This is a genomic window from Methylobacterium terrae, assembly GCF_003173755.1.
Classification (GTDB): Bacteria; Pseudomonadota; Alphaproteobacteria; order Rhizobiales; family Beijerinckiaceae; genus Methylobacterium; species Methylobacterium terrae.
Map to the genome: position 1 here is coordinate 133,417 of NZ_CP029553.1, position 16,865 is coordinate 150,281.

A 16,865-nucleotide genomic window follows, 5' to 3' on the forward strand; every position below is an offset into this window, starting at 1 on the left:
GACGTTACAGCCGCAAGATAAGCATCCCGGTGCCCGCGGTCCACCGCGGGCCATGCTAGGATGGGATGCGACGGAGGTGGTGATGGCGGATGCGGCGCACCGGCGTATGACGCCCGAGGAATTCTTTCGCTGGCAGGAGGGTCAGGACGAGCCGTTCGAACTCGTGGACGGCGTTCCGATCCCGAAGCACCGGATGATGACCGGCGCCAGCGTCCAGCATGATCGCGTGACGGTGAACGTCATCGTCACATTGGGCAACCAGCTTCGCGGCTCGCGTTGCCGGCCGACGACCGACGACGTCTCCTTGCGGACCAGCATCACGACGATCCGGCGGCCCGACGTCACGGTCGAGTGTGGCGAATTGGTCTACGACACCCACGAGTCCCGCGAGCCGCGCCTCGTCGTCGAGGTCGCCTCCCCGTCCACGACCGCCGTCGACCGGACCGTGAAGCTCGAGGAGTACAAACGCCACCCGACGCTTCGCTACATCCTGCTCCTCGAGACCGTGGCCCCGGTCGCCCTGCTCTACCGCCGCGAGGCGGAGGGCTGGCAACCGGAGCTGTTCGAGGGCCTCGATGCCGTGATCGCGCTGCCGGACATCGGGGCGGAACTGGTGCTCGCCGAGGTCTATGACGGCCTCGCCTTCCCGCCCCGCATCACCGATGCGATGCGCTGACCCGCCTCACCACATGTCGAGCGCGATGCGGGCCTCGTCCGACATCCGGCTCTGGTCCCACGGCGGGTCGAACACCATCGTGACGCTGCACCCGGCGATGCCCGGCACCGCCGAGACGGCGTTCTCGACCCAGCCCGGCATCTCGCCGGCGACGGGGCAGCCCGGCGCCGTCAGGGTCATGTCGATGGCGACGTTGCGGTCGTCGGCGATGTCGACCCGGTAGATCAGGCCGAGCTCGTAGATGTCGGCCGGGATCTCTGGATCGTAGACGGATTTGAGCGCCGCCACGATGCCGTCGGTCAGCCGGTCCATCTCCTCCGGCGGGATCGCGGAGGCGTTCACCTGGGCGTTCAGCGGCGCGGGATTCGCGCCGCTCGAGGCGGGGGTATCGGTCATGGGGTCCTCACGCGAACATCCGTTCGGCCCGGGTCAGGGCCGAGACGAGGGCGTCGATCTCCGCCGTCGTATTATACAGGCCGAACGAGGCGCGACAGGTCGAAGTGGTGCCGAAGCGCTTGAGCAGCGGCATGGCGCAGTGGGTGCCGGCCCGCACAGCGACCCCCTGGCGGTCGATGACGGTCGCGACGTCGTGGGCGTGAGCCCCCTTCATCTCGAACGAGATCACCGCGCCCTTGGTCTTCGCCGTGCCGATGATCCGCAGGCTGTTCATGCCCCGCAGCGCGTCCTGCGCGTAGGCGAGGAGGTGCGCCTCGTGGGCGGCGATGCGCTCGCGGCCGAGATTCATCATGAATTCGAGCGCCGCGCCGAGCCCGATCGCCTCGATGATCGCCGGGGTGCCGGCCTCGAAGCGGTGCGGGGGCGCGTTGTAGGTGATGCGCTCCTCCTCGACGATCTCGATCATCTCGCCGCCGCCCTGGTAGGGGGGCAAGCGCTCCAGCCACTCCTTCTTGCCGTAGAGCACGCCGATGCCGGTCGGCCCGTAGACCTTGTGGCCGGTGAAGACGAAGAAGTCGCAATCGAGGGCCTGGACGTCGATCGCCTGGTGCACCGCGCTCTGGGCCCCGTCGAGCAGCACCGGCACGCCGTGGGCGTGCGCGATGCGGACGATCTCGGCCGCCGGCGTCACCGTGCCGAGGACGTTCGACATGTGGCTGATCGCCACCATCTTGGTCTTCGGCGTGAAGAGCTTTTCGTACTCCTCGACCAGGAAGTTGCCCTCGTCGTCGACGGGGGCGAATTTCAGCACGGCGCCGCGGCGCTCGCGCAGGAAGTGCCAGGGCACGATGTTGGAATGGTGCTCCATGATCGACAGGATGATCTCGTCACCCTCGCCGATCAGCCCGGCCCAGCCCATGCAGGTCGCAACTAAGTTGTAGGCTTCGGTGGCGTTGCGGGTGAAGATGATCTCGTCGGTGGAGCGGGCGTTGAGGAACTGGCGCGTGGTCTCGCGCGCGCCCTCGAAGCCTTCCGTGGCGGCGTTCGCCATGAAGTGCAGGCCGCGATGCACGTTGGCGTAGGCCGTCTCCATCGCGCCCGACATCGCGTCGATCACCGCCCGCGGCTTCTGCGACGAGGCGGCGTTGTCGAGGTAGACCAGCGGCTTGCCGTAGACCTGCTGCGACAGGATCGGGAATTGCGCCCGGATCGCCTCGACGTCGTAGGGGGTCTGGAGGACGGGTGCGTTCATCTCGGGCTCTCGTGCAGGGCGTGAGAGTGGGCCGGCCCCGGCTGGGCCGGCCCGTTCGTGTGTGTCAGCCGCGGCGAGCCAGCCAGCCTTCGATCTCGGCGATCATCGCCTCGCGGGCCCCCTCGTGGGTGACCGCCTCGATCGCCTCGCCGAGGAAGGCCTGGACCAGCAGGCTCTCGGCTTCGGGACGCGGCAGGCCGCGGGCCATCAGGTAGAACAGCAGGTCCTCGTCCGGCGCGCCGCAGGTCGCGCCGTGCCCGCAGGCCACGTCGTCGGCGAAGATCTCCAGCTCCGGCTTGTTCATCATCTGCCCCTCGTCGGTGAGGAGGAGGCAGTCCGACTTCATCTTGCCGTCGGTCTTCTGGGCGATCTGCCGGACGATGATCTTGCCCTGGAACACGCCGGTGGCGTCGCCGTCGATCACCGTCTTGAACTGCTCGCGGCTGATGCCGCCGACCGCCGCGTGGTCGGCGAGCAGGGTCGAGTCGGCGAGCTGGCCGTCGCGGATCATCGCGGCGCCGTTGACGGTGGCGGTCGCGTCGTCGCCCGCGAAGTGCAGGTAGAGCTGGTGGCGCGACAGCACCGCGCCGGTCACCACGTTCACGGTCTCGATGTGCGAGCCGGCGCCGAGGCGGGCCGAGACGGTCGAGAGCGCGATGGCCGCGTCACCCTCGATGTTGAGGCGGCTGTGCAGCACGCGGGCGCGGTCGCCGATCACGACGTCGAGGACGTCGTTGGGCTGGTAGGCGATCCCGTCCGGGCCCTCGTGGCTCTCCAGCAGCGTGAACTCGGATTCGTCGCCGGCGACGACCAGCACGCGGGTCGCGGTCGAGAACGGGCTGCTCCCGGTGCCGATGAAGCGCAGGTGCAGGGCCCGCTCGATCCGGGCGCCGGCCGCGACCCGGATCACCGCCCCGTCCGCCATGAAGGCGGCGTTGAGCTGGTAGATCGGGTTCTCGCGGGTCTGCTCGACCGGGGCGAGATGGTCGAGGAGCGGGTGACCCTCCGCCATGGCTTTGGCGAAGGTCACCACCTCCAGGCCCTCGGGCAGGCCCGAGAGATCGGAGAGCGCCGCGACCAGGTGACCGTTGACGAAGGTCAGGCGCGCGGCCTCGATCCCGGCGAAACCGCGCGCCGCCTTGACGGCGTTGCGGGCGGTCTCCGCGTCGGGGGCGTCCGCCGGCGGCGCGGCCTCGCGGACGGCGGCGCGCAGGTCGGTGTACTTGAACGCCTCGACGCGGCGGTGGGGCAGGCCCGCCGCCTCGAAGTAGCGGAAGGCCTCCTCGCGGGCGATGGCCGCCCCCGGGAGCTTGAGCCGATGGACCTCGAACAGCTTCGACAGCCCGGTCTCGGCGGCGGTGCGGAGGGTCGTGACGTCGGCCATGGTCAGGCGGCCTCGCTCGACCGATACTCGGCGTAGCCCGAGGCCTCGAGCTCGAGGGCGAGCTCCTTGCCGCCGGACTTCACCACGCGGCCCTGCGCCATCACGTGCACGGTGTCGGGCACGATGTGGTTGAGCAGGCGCTGGTAGTGGGTGATGACCAGGAAGCTGCGATCCTTGCCCCGCAGCGCGTTCACGCCCTCGGAAACGATGCGCAGCGCGTCGATGTCGAGGCCGGAATCGGTCTCGTCGAGGACGCAGAAGCGCGGCGAGAGCAGCGCCATCTGGAGGATCTCCATGCGCTTCTTCTCGCCGCCGGAGAACCCGACGTTGAGGGCGCGCTTCAGCATGTCCTTGTTGATCTCGAGCTTGTCGGCCGCGGCGTAGACCTGGCGCATGAAGTCGGGCGTGGTCAGCTCGTCCTCGCCGCGGGTCTTGCGCTGGGCGTTCATCGCCGCCTTGAGGAAGGTCATGGTGCCGACGCCGGGGATCTCCAGCGGGTACTGGAAGGCCAGGAAGATGCCGGCGGCCGCGCGGGCATCCGCCTCCATCTCCAGGATGTTCTCGCCGTCGAGCAGGATCTCGCCGTCGAGGACCTCGTAGTCCTCCTTGCCGGCGATGACGTAGGACAGGGTCGACTTGCCGGAGCCGTTCGGCCCCATGATGGCGGCGACCTCGCCGTCGTTGACGGTCAGGCTGAGGCCGTTGAGGATGCGCTTGTCCTCGATGTTGACGACCAGGTTCTTGATCTCGAGCATTTTCGTCAAATTCCCTTAAAACCAGTGCCGGTGCATCGCCTGCAGGAAAACCCGATTTCCAACTGGGAAGCCCGACAAATCGCCGATGACCGCATCAATGCCGCACCGGGGACAGAGGGCCGTGCCTTCGTCGGCGATCCAATGCGTGATCTCGTTCGATGAGAAAACTTCGAGGCAGTAGAAGCATCCGCAACTGACGCTGCTCCTGACCTCGTCGGCATGCCGGGAGGAGTGCGTGTGCGCAGCCCCCAGCATGCCGTCGTCGACGGTGTCGTCCAGAGGCGTCAGCCGACCGAGCCTTCCAGGCTGATCGAGATCAGCTTCTGGGCCTCGACGGCGAACTCCATCGGAAGCTGCTGCAGCACGTCGCGGACGAAGCCGTTGACGATGAGCGCCGTCGCCTCCTCCTCGGAGAGGCCGCGCTGCAGGCAGTAGAACTTCTGGTCCTCGGAGATCTTCGAGGTGGTGGCCTCGTGCTCGAACACGGCCGAAGCGTTCTTCGACTCGATGTACGGCACGGTGTGCGCGCCGCACTGATCGCCGATCAGCAGCGAGTCGCAGTTGGTGAAGTTGCGCGCGCCCTTGGCCTTCTTATGGGCCGAGACGAGGCCCCGGTAGGTGTTCTGCGACCGGCCGGCCGAGATGCCCTTCGAGATGATCCGGCTCGTCGTGTTCTTGCCGAGATGGATCATCTTGGTGCCGGAATCGACCTGCTGCATGCCGTTCGACACCGCGATCGAGTAGAACTCACCCCGAGAGTTGTCACCGCGCAGGATGCAGGACGGGTACTTCCAGGTGATCGCCGAGCCGGTCTCGACCTGCGTCCACGAGATCTTCGAGTTCGCGCCGCGGCAATCGCCACGCTTGGTCACGAAGTTGTAGATGCCGCCGCGGCCCTCCGCGTCGCCCGGGTACCAGTTCTGCACCGTCGAGTACTTGATCTCGGCGTCGTCGAGAGCGACGAGCTCGACCACCGCGGCGTGGAGCTGGTTGTCGTCGCGCTTCGGGGCGGTGCAGCCCTCGAGGTACGAGACGTACGAGCCCTTGTCGGCGATGATCAGCGTGCGCTCGAACTGGCCGGTGTCACGCTCGTTGATGCGGAAATAGGTCGACAGCTCCATCGGGCAGCGCACGCCGGGCGGAATGTAGACGAACGATCCGTCCGAGAACACCGCCGAGTTCAGCGTCGCGAAGTAGTTGTCGGTCACGGGCACGACCGAGCCGAGGTACTTCTTCACCAGCTCAGGGTATTCGCGCACGGCCTCCGAGATCGGCATGAAGATGACGCCGGCCTTGGCGAGCTCCGCCTTGAAGGTGGTGGCGACCGAGACTGAATCGAACACCGCATCGACCGCGACGCGGCGCTCAGGCGCAATGCCCTCCAGCACCTCGACCTCGCGCAAGGGGATGCCGAGCTTCTCGTAGGTCTTCAGGATCTCGGGATCGATCTCGTCGAGCGACTGCGCCGCCTTGCGCTTCGGCGCGGCGTAGTAGTAAAGCTCGTCGTAGTTGATCTTGTCGTACTCGACCCGCGCCCAGTTCGGCTCCTTCATCGTGAGCCAGCGGCGATAGGCGTCGAGGCGCCATTCGAGCATCCACTCCGGCTCGTCCTTCTTGGCCGAGATGAAGCGGATCACGTCCTCGGAGAGGCCCTTCTCGGACTTCTCCATCTCGATCGTGGTCTCGAACCCGTACTTGTACTGATCGACGTCGATGGCGCGGACGCGATCGACCGTCTCCTGCACTGCAGGCATACCCGTCTCCTACCGCTTACGGCTTCAAGGGCCGCGAGGTGATGACACGGCCGGGGAGGGTTCGCACGCTCATGCGGCCCGTTCCCGGCGCTTATATAGGGACGAAACCAGCCGATCGAAGGCCGCGAGGAAGCTTTCCCCGTCCTCTTGCCGGCTGTTCCACCCCAAACTCACGCGCAGCGCCCCCGCCGACAGGGTGGAATCGACCCCCATCGCCGCGAGCACGCCGGAGCGCGACACCTTGCCCGAGGCGCAGGCGGCCCCGGACGACACCGCCACGCCGTCGAGGTCGAGGGCGATCAGGGCCGTCTCGGCCTTGAGCCCCGGCACCGCGAAGCACAGCGTATTGGGCAGGCGCTCGGCTCCCGCCCCGAACACCACCGCGTCCGGCGCCCGCGCCCGCACGCCGGCCTCGATCGCGTCGCGAAGGCCGGCGAGGCGCGTCGCCTCCTCGGCCAAGCTCGACGAGGCGGTCTCCGCCGCGACGCCGAACCCCACGATGCCCGGCACGTTCTCGGTCCCAGCCCGCAGGCGCCCCTCCTGCCCGCCGCCGCGGACGAGCCCGGGCGCCAGGGTCGCGCCCTCGCGGAGCAGGATCGCGCCGACCCCTTTCGGGGCTCCGAGCTTGTGGCCGGACAGCGTCAGCGCGTCGATGCCGCTTATATTGCGCGCGATCGAAACCCGTCCAGCGGCCTGGACGGCGTCGCTGTGGAGCAGGGCGCCGTGCTGGCATGTGAGCGCCGCAACCCTCGCCAGGGGCTGGATCACCCCGGTCTCGTTGTTGGCGGCCTGGACCGACACGAGAGCGGTGACGCCCTCCGCCGCCAGGGCACCGAGCCGCGCCTCCAGCACGTCGAGGCGCAAGGCCCCGTGTTCGTCGACCGGCAGGATCTCGGTCGCATCGCCCGGGAAGCCGTGGCCCTCCAGGCAGCAGGGATGCTCGGTCGCGCCGATCAGGAGCCGGGTCGGTGCCGGCAGGTCCCGTCGGCGGAGCGCGCCCGACAGCACCGCGTTCGCCGCCTCGGTGCCGCCGCTGGTGAACGCCACCCGCGCCGGCGCGGCGCCGGCGAGGGACGCGACCCGCACCCGCGCCGCCTCGATGGCCGAGCGGGCGGCCCGCCCTTCGCGGTGGATCGAGGACGGGTTGCCCGGAAGCGCGACGAGCGCGCGCGCGACCGCCTCCGCCACCTCGGGCCGCACGGGCGAGGTCGCGTTGTGATCGAGGTAGGCGCGCTCGCGCTCCATGCGCTGAATTCCTTTGCCTTTCCCCCCGGGGGCCGTGCTAAGGCCCGCCCCGGACACGCGTAATCAGATGGTGCGTGCTCACCGGCGCGAGGCGCGGGACGGCGGCACCCAGTTGTTTAGAACGATTCTAGTCCTCTAGAACCGTTCTAAGGGTGCTTTTATGGGAGACCGACCCCGAGTCAAGCATCGGGCCCGGCCTCTTCGTCCATCCCTGCGCGGCGCTCACGCACCCTTGAAGCTCGAAAGAGGTCGTTCATGCCCGAGGTCATCTTCGCCGGTCCCGCCGGTCGGCTGGAGGGGCGCTACCAGGCGCCGAAGCAGAAGGGTGCCCCGATCGCCATCGTGCTGCACCCGCACCCGCAATTCGGCGGCACGATGAACAACCAGATCGTCTACAACCTGTTCTACACGTTCGCGAATCGCGGCTTCGCGGCCCTGCGCTTCAACTTCCGCGGCGTCGGGCGCAGCCAGGGCTCGTTCGACCACGGCGTCGGCGAATTGTCGGATGCGGCCGCCGCCCTCGACTGGGTGCAGGCGGTGAACCCCGAGGCGCGGGCGTGCTGGATCGCCGGCGTGTCGTTCGGCTCGTGGATCGGCATGCAACTCTTGATGCGCCGCCCGGAGATCGAGGGCTTCATCTCGATCGCCGCGATGGCCAACCGCTACGATTTCAGCTTCCTCGCGCCCTGCCCGTCCTCGGGCCTGTTCGTGCATGGCTCCGAGGACCGGGTCGCGCCGGCCCGCGAGGTGATGCCGGTGATCGAGAAGGTGAAGACCCAGAAGGGCGTCATCATCGAGCACCAGATCGTCGAGGGCGCCAACCACTTCTTCGACGGCAAGGTCGACGAGCTGACCCAGACGGTGGACACCTACCTCGACAAGCGCCTGGGCAAGCGCGACGAGGCGGCGTAGTCGCAACCCTCGGCCTCACCGTTCACTCCCACCCATGATCTCATCCTGAGGTCATGGGTGGGAGTGACCTTCCAGAGATGGCCGGACGATTGCGTCAATCCGGCACCGTGACCCCGCTCAGATCGGCCTTCGGCTCCGGAAATCGCGGGTCCATCGCCTCCAGCGTGTCGGCGATGAGCCGCGCCACCGCGAGGTTGCGAAACCACTTACGGTTCGCCGGCACCACGTGCCAGGGTGCCAGCCGCGTGCCGCAGAGCGTCAGGGCGTCCTGGAACGCCGCCTGGTAGGAATCCCAGGCCTCCCGCTCGACGAGGTCGGCGGGGTCGAACTTCCAGTTCTTGGTCGGATCGGCGAGCCGGCTCTCCAGCCGCTCCTTCTGCTCGGCTTTCGAGATGTGCAGGAAGATCTTGAGCACGGTCGTGCCCGAGAGGGTCAGCAGGCGCTCGAAATCGTTGATGAGGTCGTAGCGCGGGCGCCAGACCGCCTCCGGCACCAGCCGCTTCACCCGGACGATCAGCACGTCCTCGTAGTGGCTGCGGTTGAACACGCCGATCAGGCCGCGGGCCGGGGCCTCCCGGTGGTAGCGCCAGAGGAAATCGTGGTCGAGTTCCTCGGCGCTCGGCGTCTTGAACGACGAGACCCGGCACCCTTGCGGGTTCACCCCCTCGAAGACGTGGCGGATGGTGCCGTCCTTGCCGCCGGTGTCGATCGCCTGCAACACCACCAGCAGGCTGCGCCTGCGCTCGGCGTAGAGCCGCACCTGCAGGGCCTGGATGCGGGTGCGCACCTGCACCAGCTCGTCCTCGGCCGCCGCCTTGCCGTCGGAGGAGCCCGGCGCGTCCGGGTCGATCTCGGCGAGTCGGCACGGCGCCTCGGGCCGGCACTGGACCACGCCAGGCGGGGGCGGCGGCATCGTCGCCCCGTGCTCGGCGAGGAAGCCCGGGCTCGCCTCGGCGAGGGATCCGGCCTCGTTCGCCCAGGCGGCGGAGGACGGGCGCGGATGGCCGGGGAGCGAAACCGGCTTGTGTTTCGGGTTCTTCTTCGACATCGGAAGGCTTCAGGGGGCTCCGGCGGGGACAGGGACGTGCGACCGAACGTGACGGGAATAACGGCAGCGAAGCGGGGCCGTTCCGAGGGACCGGGGCGATGAGCCGGGCGCCGATCTACTTCGTGCGCCACGGCGAGACCGATTGGAACGCGGAAGGCCGGCTGCAGGGCCAGCGCGACACGCCCCTCAACGCCAAGGGCCGCGGGCAGGCCGTGGAGGCCGGCGAGCGGCTGCGCGGCCTCGTCGGCACCGGGGTCGGCGACCTGCCCTACCTGGCGAGCCCGATGGAGCGCACGCGCCACACGATGGAGGGCCTGCGCGCCGCGCTCGGCCTCGATCCCGCCGGCTACGCCACCGATCCGCGCCTGCGCGAGATCGGCTTCGGCGCCTGGGAGGGGCTGACCTGGAAGGACGTGCGGCGCCACGATCCCGCCCGGTCGCAGGCCCGCGACCGCGACCGCTGGGGCTTCTGCCCGCCGGGCGAGGGAGCGGAGAGCTACGCCATGGTGGCCGAGCGGGTGCGCCCGCTCCTCGACGCCCTCGACCGGCCGACGGTCATCGTCGCCCATGGCGGCGTCGCCCGCGCGGTGATGGTGACGCTGGGGGCGGCGGGACCCGAGGAGGCGCCCCATCTGGAGATCCTCCAGGGCCGGATCCTGGTGCTCGAGGCCGGCGCCCGCCGCTGGGTCTGACACCGCGTTTTGTCGCCGGCCGTGCCTTGAACCGGCCCCGGTTCTCGTCCACCTCCCGCGTTCCCGCCCGCCGGCGGGGCCTCCTCCCGCGCCGGATTCCGGCGATGCCGGTCTCGCTCCGGCGCCCATGAGCTCAACGGCCCGCCCGGGCCAGCGGAGTCGCTTGATGAACCACACCGCCGGGACCGTCCGCCCGTCGAGCCACGCGGTGAGCCAGCCGGCTGTCCCGCCCGCGGGAGCGGCGGTGCTGCGCGGTCCCGTGCGGCCGGACCTGCTGCGCGACGAGGTGCTGGCCGAGGTTTTTCGGGAGACGGCCCGGGGGCGGCCCGATCACGTCGCGCTCATCGACGCGGCGAGCGGGGCGGATGCGGCGTCCCGCACCCGCCTGACCTACGGCGAGGTCGACCGGTTGTCCGACGCGATCGCCGCGGGGCTGGCGGCGCGGGGCATCGAGCCCGGCGACGTGGTCGGCCTGTGGATGGCGCGCTCGCCCGACCTCCTGGTGGCGCAGATCGGCATCACCAAGGCCGGCGCGGCCTGGCTGCCCTTCGACGCCGAGGCTCCCGCCGACCGGGTCGCGGTCTGCCTCAAGGATGCCGACGCCAAGGCGCTGGTCGTGTCGAGCGCCCTCAAGGACAAGGCGCCGACGGAGACCTGCCCGGCGCTCACCCCGGACGAGGTCGCGAGCGGTGCGGGCGGCCCGGCGCCGGACCTGCGCGCAGCCGGCCTCACGCCGGAGCACCCGGCCTACCTGATCTACACCTCGGGCTCGACCGGCGTGCCGAAGGGCATCGTCATCAGCCACCGCAACATCTGCCATTTCCTGCGCTCGGCCAACGACCTCTACGGCGTCGCCGGCGACGACGTGGTGTTCCAGGGTGCCTCCGTCGCCTTCGATCTCTCGATGGAGGAGATCTGGGTTCCCTACCTCGTCGGCGCGACCCTGTTCGTGGCGAGCCCGGCCCAGATGGGCGACGCCGAGGCGCTGCCGGACATCCTGATCGAGGCCGGCATCACGGTGCTCGACACCGTGCCGACGCTGCTCGGGCTGATGACCAAGGACGTGCCGCGCCTGCGGCTGATCCTGCTCGGCGGCGAGGCCCTCCCCGAGCCGCTGATCGCCCGCTGGGCGACGCCATCGCGAAGGCTGTTCAACACCTACGGGCCGACCGAGGCGACCGTGGTGGCGACCGCCGCCGAGATGCGACCGGGCGACCCCGTCACGATCGGAGGGCCGATCGCCAACTACACCGCCTACATCGCCGACGAGGCCCTGAATCTCGTCGGCCCCGGCGTGCAGGGGGAGCTGCTGATCGGCGGTCCGGGCGTCGCCAAGGGCTACCTCGCCCGGCCGGAGCTGACGGCGGAGAAATTCGTCGCCAACCCCTATGGCGGCGACGGGTCCGACCCGGTGCTCTACCGCTCCGGCGACGCGGTCTCGCTCGATCACGCCGGCCGCATCGTGTTCCACGGCCGCATCGACGACCAGGTGAAGGTGCGCGGCTTCCGGGTCGAGCTCGGCGAGATCGAGTCCCGGATCCGGGCGCAGCCCGGCATCGCCTCCGCGGCGGTGGTCCTGCGCCAGGACGACGGCGTCGACCGGCTCGTCGCCTTCGTGGTTCCAGAGCGCGGCAGCGCGTCCCAGGAAGAAGACCCGCGGGGCGCGGAGTTCGACCGCGGCCGGCTGCGCTCGGCGCTCGCCGAGACGATGCCGCCCTACATGATCCCGGCGCATTTCGAGGTGGTGGAGAGCCTCCCGGTGCTGGCCGCCTCCGGCAAGGTCGACCGCAAGGCCCTGCGCGCCGTAGCCCTCGCCGTCGTCGAGCCCTCGGGCGAGCAGGAGGAGCCGCGCGACGAGACCGAAGCGGCCCTGCTCGCCGCCGCCCACAAGGTGTTCGGCAACCAGCCGATCCCGTTCGAGGCCGATTTCTTCGGCGATCTCGGCGGCCACTCGCTGCTGGCCGCGCGCTTCGTCTCGGCGGTGCGCGAGGTGCCGGCGCTCGCCGCGATCACCCTCCAGGACGTCTATAACGGCCGCACCCTCCGGGCGATGTCCGAGACCTTGATCACCCGCACCGGCGGCGCCGGTGCGGCGGCCGCGGCCCACGACCTCTCCTTCGCGCCGCCGCCGCTCCTGCGGCGCTTCCTGTGCGGCCTCGCTCAGGCGATCGTGCTGCCCTTCGTGATCGCGCTCGCGACCGCGCAGTGGCTCGGCATCTTCGTCACCTACCTGCTGATCACCGGCGGCGAGCTCGGCTTCTTCGCCGAGATGGCGGTGCTTCTTCTCGTCTATATCGGGCTCAACGCCGTCACCGCGCTGATCGCCATCGCGGTCAAGTGGCTGGTGCTCGGGCGCACCCGGCCCGGGCGCTACCCGCTCTGGGGCACCTACTATTTCCGCTGGTGGCTGACCCAGCGCCTGACGCCGCTCGTCCACGTCAAGTGGCTCCAGGGCTCGCCGATGATCCGCATCTACCTGCGGCTGTTAGGGGCCAAGGTCGGCGAGGACGCGCTGATCTCCGACATCGAGATCGGCGCGCCGGACCTCGTCAGCATCGGGCGCGGCGCCTCGCTCGGCGGCCGGCTGACGCTCGCCAATGCGGAGGTCGTCGGCAACGAGCTCGTCATCGGCCGGGTCTCGATCGGCGACGACGTCGCCATCGGCACCTCCTGCGTCGTCGGCTACGACACGCGGATCGAGGACCACGCCGAACTCGCCGACCTGACGACGGTGCCGTCGGGCACCGTCGTGGGGCGCGCCGAGGCCTGGGACGGCTCGCCCGGCCGCAAGGTCGGCACCGTCGATGTCGCGCACCAGCATCCGGTGCCCGAGGCTTCGCCTCGGCGCCGGGCCGTGTTCTTCGTGATCTACGCCGCCCTGTTGGCGGCGATTCCCGCCGTCGGCCTGCTGCCGATCTTCCCGGCCTTCTACATCTTCGACCAGATCAGCGACACGCTGGCGACGTTGACGGACGTGGACTACCACTGGTACCTGCCGCTCCTGACTTGGCCGACCGCGATGCTGATGACCGCCGGCACGGTCGGGCTGATCGCCGGCATCCGCTGGGCGGTCCTGCCGCGCCTGCGCGAGGGCAGCTACTCGATCCACAGCGGCACCTACCTGCGCAAATGGGCGGTGGCGCTCGCCGCCGAGGTGACGCTCGAGACCCTCTCGTCGCTCTTCGCCACCGTCTACATGCGGGCCTGGTACCGGCTGATGGGCGCCGGGATGGGCCAGGGCGCCGAGATCTCGACCAACCTCGCCGGCCGCTACGACCTCGCGGAGGTGGGCCCGCGCAACTTCATCGCCGACGAGGTCGTCTACGGCGAGGAGGAGGTGCGCCGCGGCGTGATGGAGCTGGCGCCGGTGCGCACCGGCGCCCGGGTCTTCGTCGGCAACGACGCGGTGGTGCCGCCCGGCGCGATCATCCCCGACGACGTGCTGATCGGCATCAAGTCGAAGCCGCCGGCCAACGACCGCATGGCGCCGGGCGAGACCTGGTTCGGCTCGCCGCCGATCAAGCTGCCGGTCCGCCAGAAGGTCGATCTCGGCCAGGCCCAGACCTTCGAGCCGGGCCTGTGGCCCCGGCTGCGCCGCGGCATCTTCGAGGCCTTCACCTCCTCGTTCTCGCCGATGCTGTTCATCACCTTCGCCATCCTGGCGATCGATTTCGTGTTCTACCCGGCGATCTTAGGCGGCGACTGGAGCGGCCTCGCGCTGAGCTTCGTCGCCACCAGCGTGGTGATCGCGGTGCTGCAGACCCTGGTGGTGATCGCCGTCAAGTGGCTGCTGATGGGCCGCTACGAACCCGGCATGCACCCGATGTGGTCGTGGTGGGCGATGCGCACCGAGGCCGTCGCGGTGATGTACTGGGGCCTCGCCGGCAAGGTTCTGCTCGAGCACCTGATGGGCACGCCGTTCCTGCCCTGGGTGCTGCGGCTGTTCGGCACCCGCACCGGCGAGGGCGTGTGCATGCTCGCCACCGACATCACCGAGTTCGACTGCGTGACGATCGGCGACTTCGCGTCGGTCAACCGGATGTCGGCGCTCCAGACCCACCTCTACGAGGACCGGGTGATGAAGGTCGGCCGGGTCGAGGTCGGCCGCGGGGTCAGCGTCGGCGCCTTCGCGACCGTGCTCTACGACACCAAGGTCGGCGACTACGCCCAGCTGCGCCCGCTGACCATCGTGATGAAGGGCGAATCGATCCCGGCCAATTCCCGCTGGGAGGGCGCGCCCGCGGTGCCGGTGGTGCACCAGGCGGTGGCCGCGGAGTAGGTCCGGGCCGCGCCCGGCCGCAACGCGGCCGGGCGCGGATCTCTCGTCAGCGCCGGAAATTCGCCGGCGGGCTCACCTGGATGGCCGCCCCTTTCGGCAACCGGTCCTTTCCGTTGCCGGCACCCGCCGAGACGACCCCGCCGTGGCCCTGCCCGACCTTCACCGGGTTCATGACAGGCGGGGGAAGGCCGCCGCTCCGGCCGACGCCGCCGCCCACCCCGGGATTGCCCGGACGCGCAAGGCAGGTGATGCCGGAGCAGGCCTGCGCCGCGGGGGCGGCGAGGAAGCCGGCGGCGAGCAACGATGCGCCGAGGGCGGCGCGGGGCGACGTGCGTGACATGGGAACTCCCCTGGCGGAGGATCGAGGGCTGCGAAATCCGCGCCGTCCGCCGGCGGCGTCGGTCATTCCTGGAGACGGGCCGGGGCGACGAAGGCGCGGCCGCCGGCCATCGAGCGGGGGGGGTTACCGGATGCCGCCGGGCGCCACCGGGCGGGGCGGCGGGCCGCCGGCATTCACGGTCGCGCCGCTGGGTGTCCGGTACCAGCCGCCGCCGATATAGATCGGCCCGTTCCGGCTCTGCGTGGGACGCGGCATCGTCTCGAGCTTGGGCGGCGGCATCCCGGGCGGGCGGACGGGCTGGATGCGTTGATCGAGGGCCCTGGACGGCCCGGCGAGTGCGAGAAAGGCGAGGGCTGCGGCCACCGCAAGTCGTGATCTGTCGACGGACACCGGGCATCTCCTGGAAAGCCCGTAAATCCTAGGAGATATTTCGGCTCCTGCTCATCCTCACTTGTGACGACACGACGGCCGGGGCAGCTGATCGATAGAACAGGCATCTCGATTGCGGAACGAGGCAATCAATCGAGCATATCAGGAATTATCATTCGATAAATATCTACATGTGATTGATCTGCGGCATGGATCCCAGCAGACGGAGCAGATCTCGAAGATTATCCGTGCCGGTCTTGCGCAGGATCGTACTGAAGTGCGTCCGCGCCGTGCTGAGCGCGACGCCCCGCTCCGCCGCCGCGGCCTCGAACGTCAACCCGCGGGCGAGCTGAACGCAGAGATGGGCCTGAGCCGGCGTCAGGTCGAAGAGCTGACGCAGCAGCTCCAGGGACGGTCCGGCCACCGCGTCGGCCCGGCGCAGCGTCACGAGGGCCCGGCCTTGATTCAGCTCGGGCCGCGCCCCGGGCAGCGGCGTGACGAGGGCGAGGACGAGACCGTCGGTCCCGAGCGCGAGGCTCCCCGCCTCGCCCCTCGTCGCCGCCGCGGCGATCAGACGGCGCAGCCCGTTGGTCTTCTCGGCGGTCATCGCCGACAGGCCGCCCTGGCTGCCGTTGAGCCGGATCGCGCGTTCGGCTTCCAGCGTGCGCGCCGCATCGTTGGCGAACAGAACCTCGCCCTCCGGCGTGCACACGATGGCCGCGAAGGCGAGCCGCTCGAACGCGGTGGCGAGCGCGCCTTGCGCGCTCCGTTCGATCCCGAGGCGGTGGCGCAGCGTGAGCGCGCCCTTCAGATGGGCGACGAGATCGGAGAAGCGGGCCTTGTCGAGGTCGTCGAGCAGCCGGCCCGGGCTCCCCCGGTTGGTCGAGATCATGACGGTCGTGTTCGTCGCGATGTCGAACGAGACGCCCATCGGTCGCGTCATCTCGAAGTGGCGCGCGAAATCGGTGTAGAACTCTCCCTTCAGCAGCTTGTCCTCGCTGTAGATCTCGCTGCCGAGGGTGACGCGGTCGCGCATCTTCGCGACCGCCGACCAGGGATCGATCTGACAGTAATAGGCGAGATAGGGGCCGACGGAGGCGGCAATCGAGTCGCTGACGGTCAGTTCTCGGATCTCGGTGCCGCTGCGGAGCCAGATCCCGGCATTGTCGACATCCACCACCCGGCGGACGATGTCGACGAGCCGCACGAGCCCGTCCTCGACCGTCGCCGCCTCGTAGATCTCCGCGATCAGCGCCGGCGTGATCTCGTCACCCAAATCTCCCTCCCCCTCGATCCGGTCCAGGCGCGGTGCAGGCCGAGTTCAGCGCCGGTCCATACGCGCCGCGACAGTCGGGAGGCACTGGGAAACACGCATCGGTCGTCTCCGCTGACCAAAGGTTGCAGGCCCCGCTGGTCGGCACCGGGACCGAAGCCTGGGTATGTGTTGCAAATTGTATCTTCCATCCTCACTTGTGAGGAAGCAGAAACGTTATCGCCATGCGATGTTTTCGCTCACCGGCGATTCGGGCCGGCAGGATGCGGCGCTGACTGTCGCCGAGCCGGCAACGGACGACGAACGTCTTCCTGAAGCGGTCTCGATCGATGGCGACCATGTCGAATCATTCAATCGAAAGGCCGATCATGGATCATCGGACATGATCCATGATCTTGTTTTTCTGTATTGATATTAAACGAGAATAATACAACAAATTAACACTAAGTTAACCATCGAAGACTACCAAGACCGACGAAACGCGGGGCTC

Annotated in this window: 15 protein-coding genes; 5 read left to right on the forward strand and 10 right to left on the reverse strand. The window is 69.3% G+C overall.

Going from position 1 to position 16,865, the window contains the following annotated elements:
* The first annotated feature begins 82 nt into the window (after positions 1–82).
* On the forward strand, positions 83–676 hold the full coding sequence (locus DK419_RS00575; RefSeq protein WP_109957381.1) for a Uma2 family endonuclease: 594 nt from the start codon (positions 83–85) through the stop codon (positions 674–676).
* A 6-nt stretch (positions 677–682) separates the two neighbouring features.
* Here the strand turns inward: DK419_RS00575 and DK419_RS00580 are convergent, their stop codons facing one another.
* The 6 genes from DK419_RS00580 to DK419_RS00610 all read right to left on the reverse strand — a co-directional run bounded on the left by DK419_RS00580 (position 683) and on the right by DK419_RS00610 (position 7,462).
* Positions 683–1,072, reverse strand: a complete 390-nt coding sequence (locus DK419_RS00580) for an SUF system Fe-S cluster assembly protein (protein ID WP_109957382.1) — start codon at positions 1,070–1,072, stop codon at positions 683–685.
* Between the two features lie 7 nt (positions 1,073–1,079).
* The gene (locus DK419_RS00585) at positions 1,080–2,324 is read right to left on the reverse strand and encodes a cysteine desulfurase (protein WP_109957383.1); all 1,245 of its coding nucleotides are present in this window, start codon (positions 2,322–2,324) and stop codon (positions 1,080–1,082) included.
* Between the two features lie 64 nt (positions 2,325–2,388).
* On the reverse strand, positions 2,389–3,708 hold the full coding sequence (locus DK419_RS00590) for a SufB/SufD family protein (RefSeq protein WP_109957384.1): 1,320 nt from the start codon (positions 3,706–3,708) through the stop codon (positions 2,389–2,391).
* 2 nt (positions 3,709–3,710) lie between these two features.
* Positions 3,711–4,463, reverse strand: coding sequence for a Fe-S cluster assembly ATPase SufC (gene sufC, locus DK419_RS00595; RefSeq protein WP_048436014.1), 753 nt, complete (start codon positions 4,461–4,463; stop codon positions 3,711–3,713).
* A gap of 284 nt (positions 4,464–4,747) precedes the next feature.
* Positions 4,748–6,217: a Fe-S cluster assembly protein SufB gene (sufB, locus tag DK419_RS00605; protein ID WP_109957386.1), complete on the reverse strand. Its 1,470-nt coding sequence runs from the start codon at positions 6,215–6,217 to the stop codon at positions 4,748–4,750.
* Positions 6,218–6,286: 69 nt separating this feature from the next.
* Positions 6,287–7,462 carry a cysteine desulfurase family protein gene (locus tag DK419_RS00610; RefSeq protein WP_109957387.1) on the reverse strand — a complete coding sequence of 392 codons (1,176 nt, stop codon included), beginning with the start codon at positions 7,460–7,462 and terminating at the stop codon, positions 6,287–6,289.
* A 255-nt stretch (positions 7,463–7,717) separates the two neighbouring features.
* Here DK419_RS00610 and DK419_RS00615 point away from each other — a divergent pair, with 255 nt between their 5' ends.
* A complete protein-coding gene (locus DK419_RS00615; RefSeq protein WP_048436017.1) occupies positions 7,718–8,374 on the forward strand; it encodes an alpha/beta hydrolase in 657 nt (218 codons plus the stop codon).
* Between the two features lie 94 nt (positions 8,375–8,468).
* On the opposite strand, the gene DK419_RS00620 is transcribed toward DK419_RS00615, so the two are convergent.
* Positions 8,469–9,422, reverse strand: coding sequence for a polyphosphate kinase 2 family protein (locus tag DK419_RS00620; protein WP_109957388.1), 954 nt, complete (start codon positions 9,420–9,422; stop codon positions 8,469–8,471).
* A gap of 98 nt (positions 9,423–9,520) precedes the next feature.
* Between DK419_RS00620 and DK419_RS00625 the strand changes: the two genes are divergently transcribed.
* Entirely contained in the window at positions 9,521–10,114 is a 594-nt protein-coding gene (locus tag DK419_RS00625; RefSeq protein ID WP_109957389.1) for a histidine phosphatase family protein, read from the forward strand.
* A gap of 166 nt (positions 10,115–10,280) precedes the next feature.
* A complete protein-coding gene (locus DK419_RS00630; protein WP_109957390.1) occupies positions 10,281–14,393 on the forward strand; it encodes a Pls/PosA family non-ribosomal peptide synthetase in 4,113 nt (1,370 codons plus the stop codon).
* Positions 14,394–14,439: 46 nt separating this feature from the next.
* Here DK419_RS00630 and DK419_RS00635 read toward each other — a convergent pair whose 3' ends face one another.
* From DK419_RS00635 to DK419_RS00645, 3 genes are all read right to left on the reverse strand, one after another.
* A complete protein-coding gene (locus DK419_RS00635) occupies positions 14,440–14,733 on the reverse strand; it encodes a hypothetical protein (RefSeq protein WP_109957391.1) in 294 nt (97 codons plus the stop codon).
* A 123-nt stretch (positions 14,734–14,856) separates the two neighbouring features.
* Entirely contained in the window at positions 14,857–14,988 is a 132-nt protein-coding gene (locus DK419_RS29735) for a hypothetical protein (RefSeq protein WP_280953918.1), read from the reverse strand.
* Between the two features lie 301 nt (positions 14,989–15,289).
* Entirely contained in the window at positions 15,290–16,309 is a 1,020-nt protein-coding gene (locus tag DK419_RS00645; RefSeq protein WP_162561100.1) for a helix-turn-helix transcriptional regulator, read from the reverse strand.
* Positions 16,310–16,604: 295 nt separating this feature from the next.
* On the opposite strand from DK419_RS00645, the gene DK419_RS28420 reads away from it, so the two are divergent.
* Positions 16,605–16,787, forward strand: a complete 183-nt coding sequence (locus DK419_RS28420; protein WP_162561101.1) for a hypothetical protein — start codon at positions 16,605–16,607, stop codon at positions 16,785–16,787.
* Positions 16,788–16,865 lie beyond the last annotated feature (78 nt).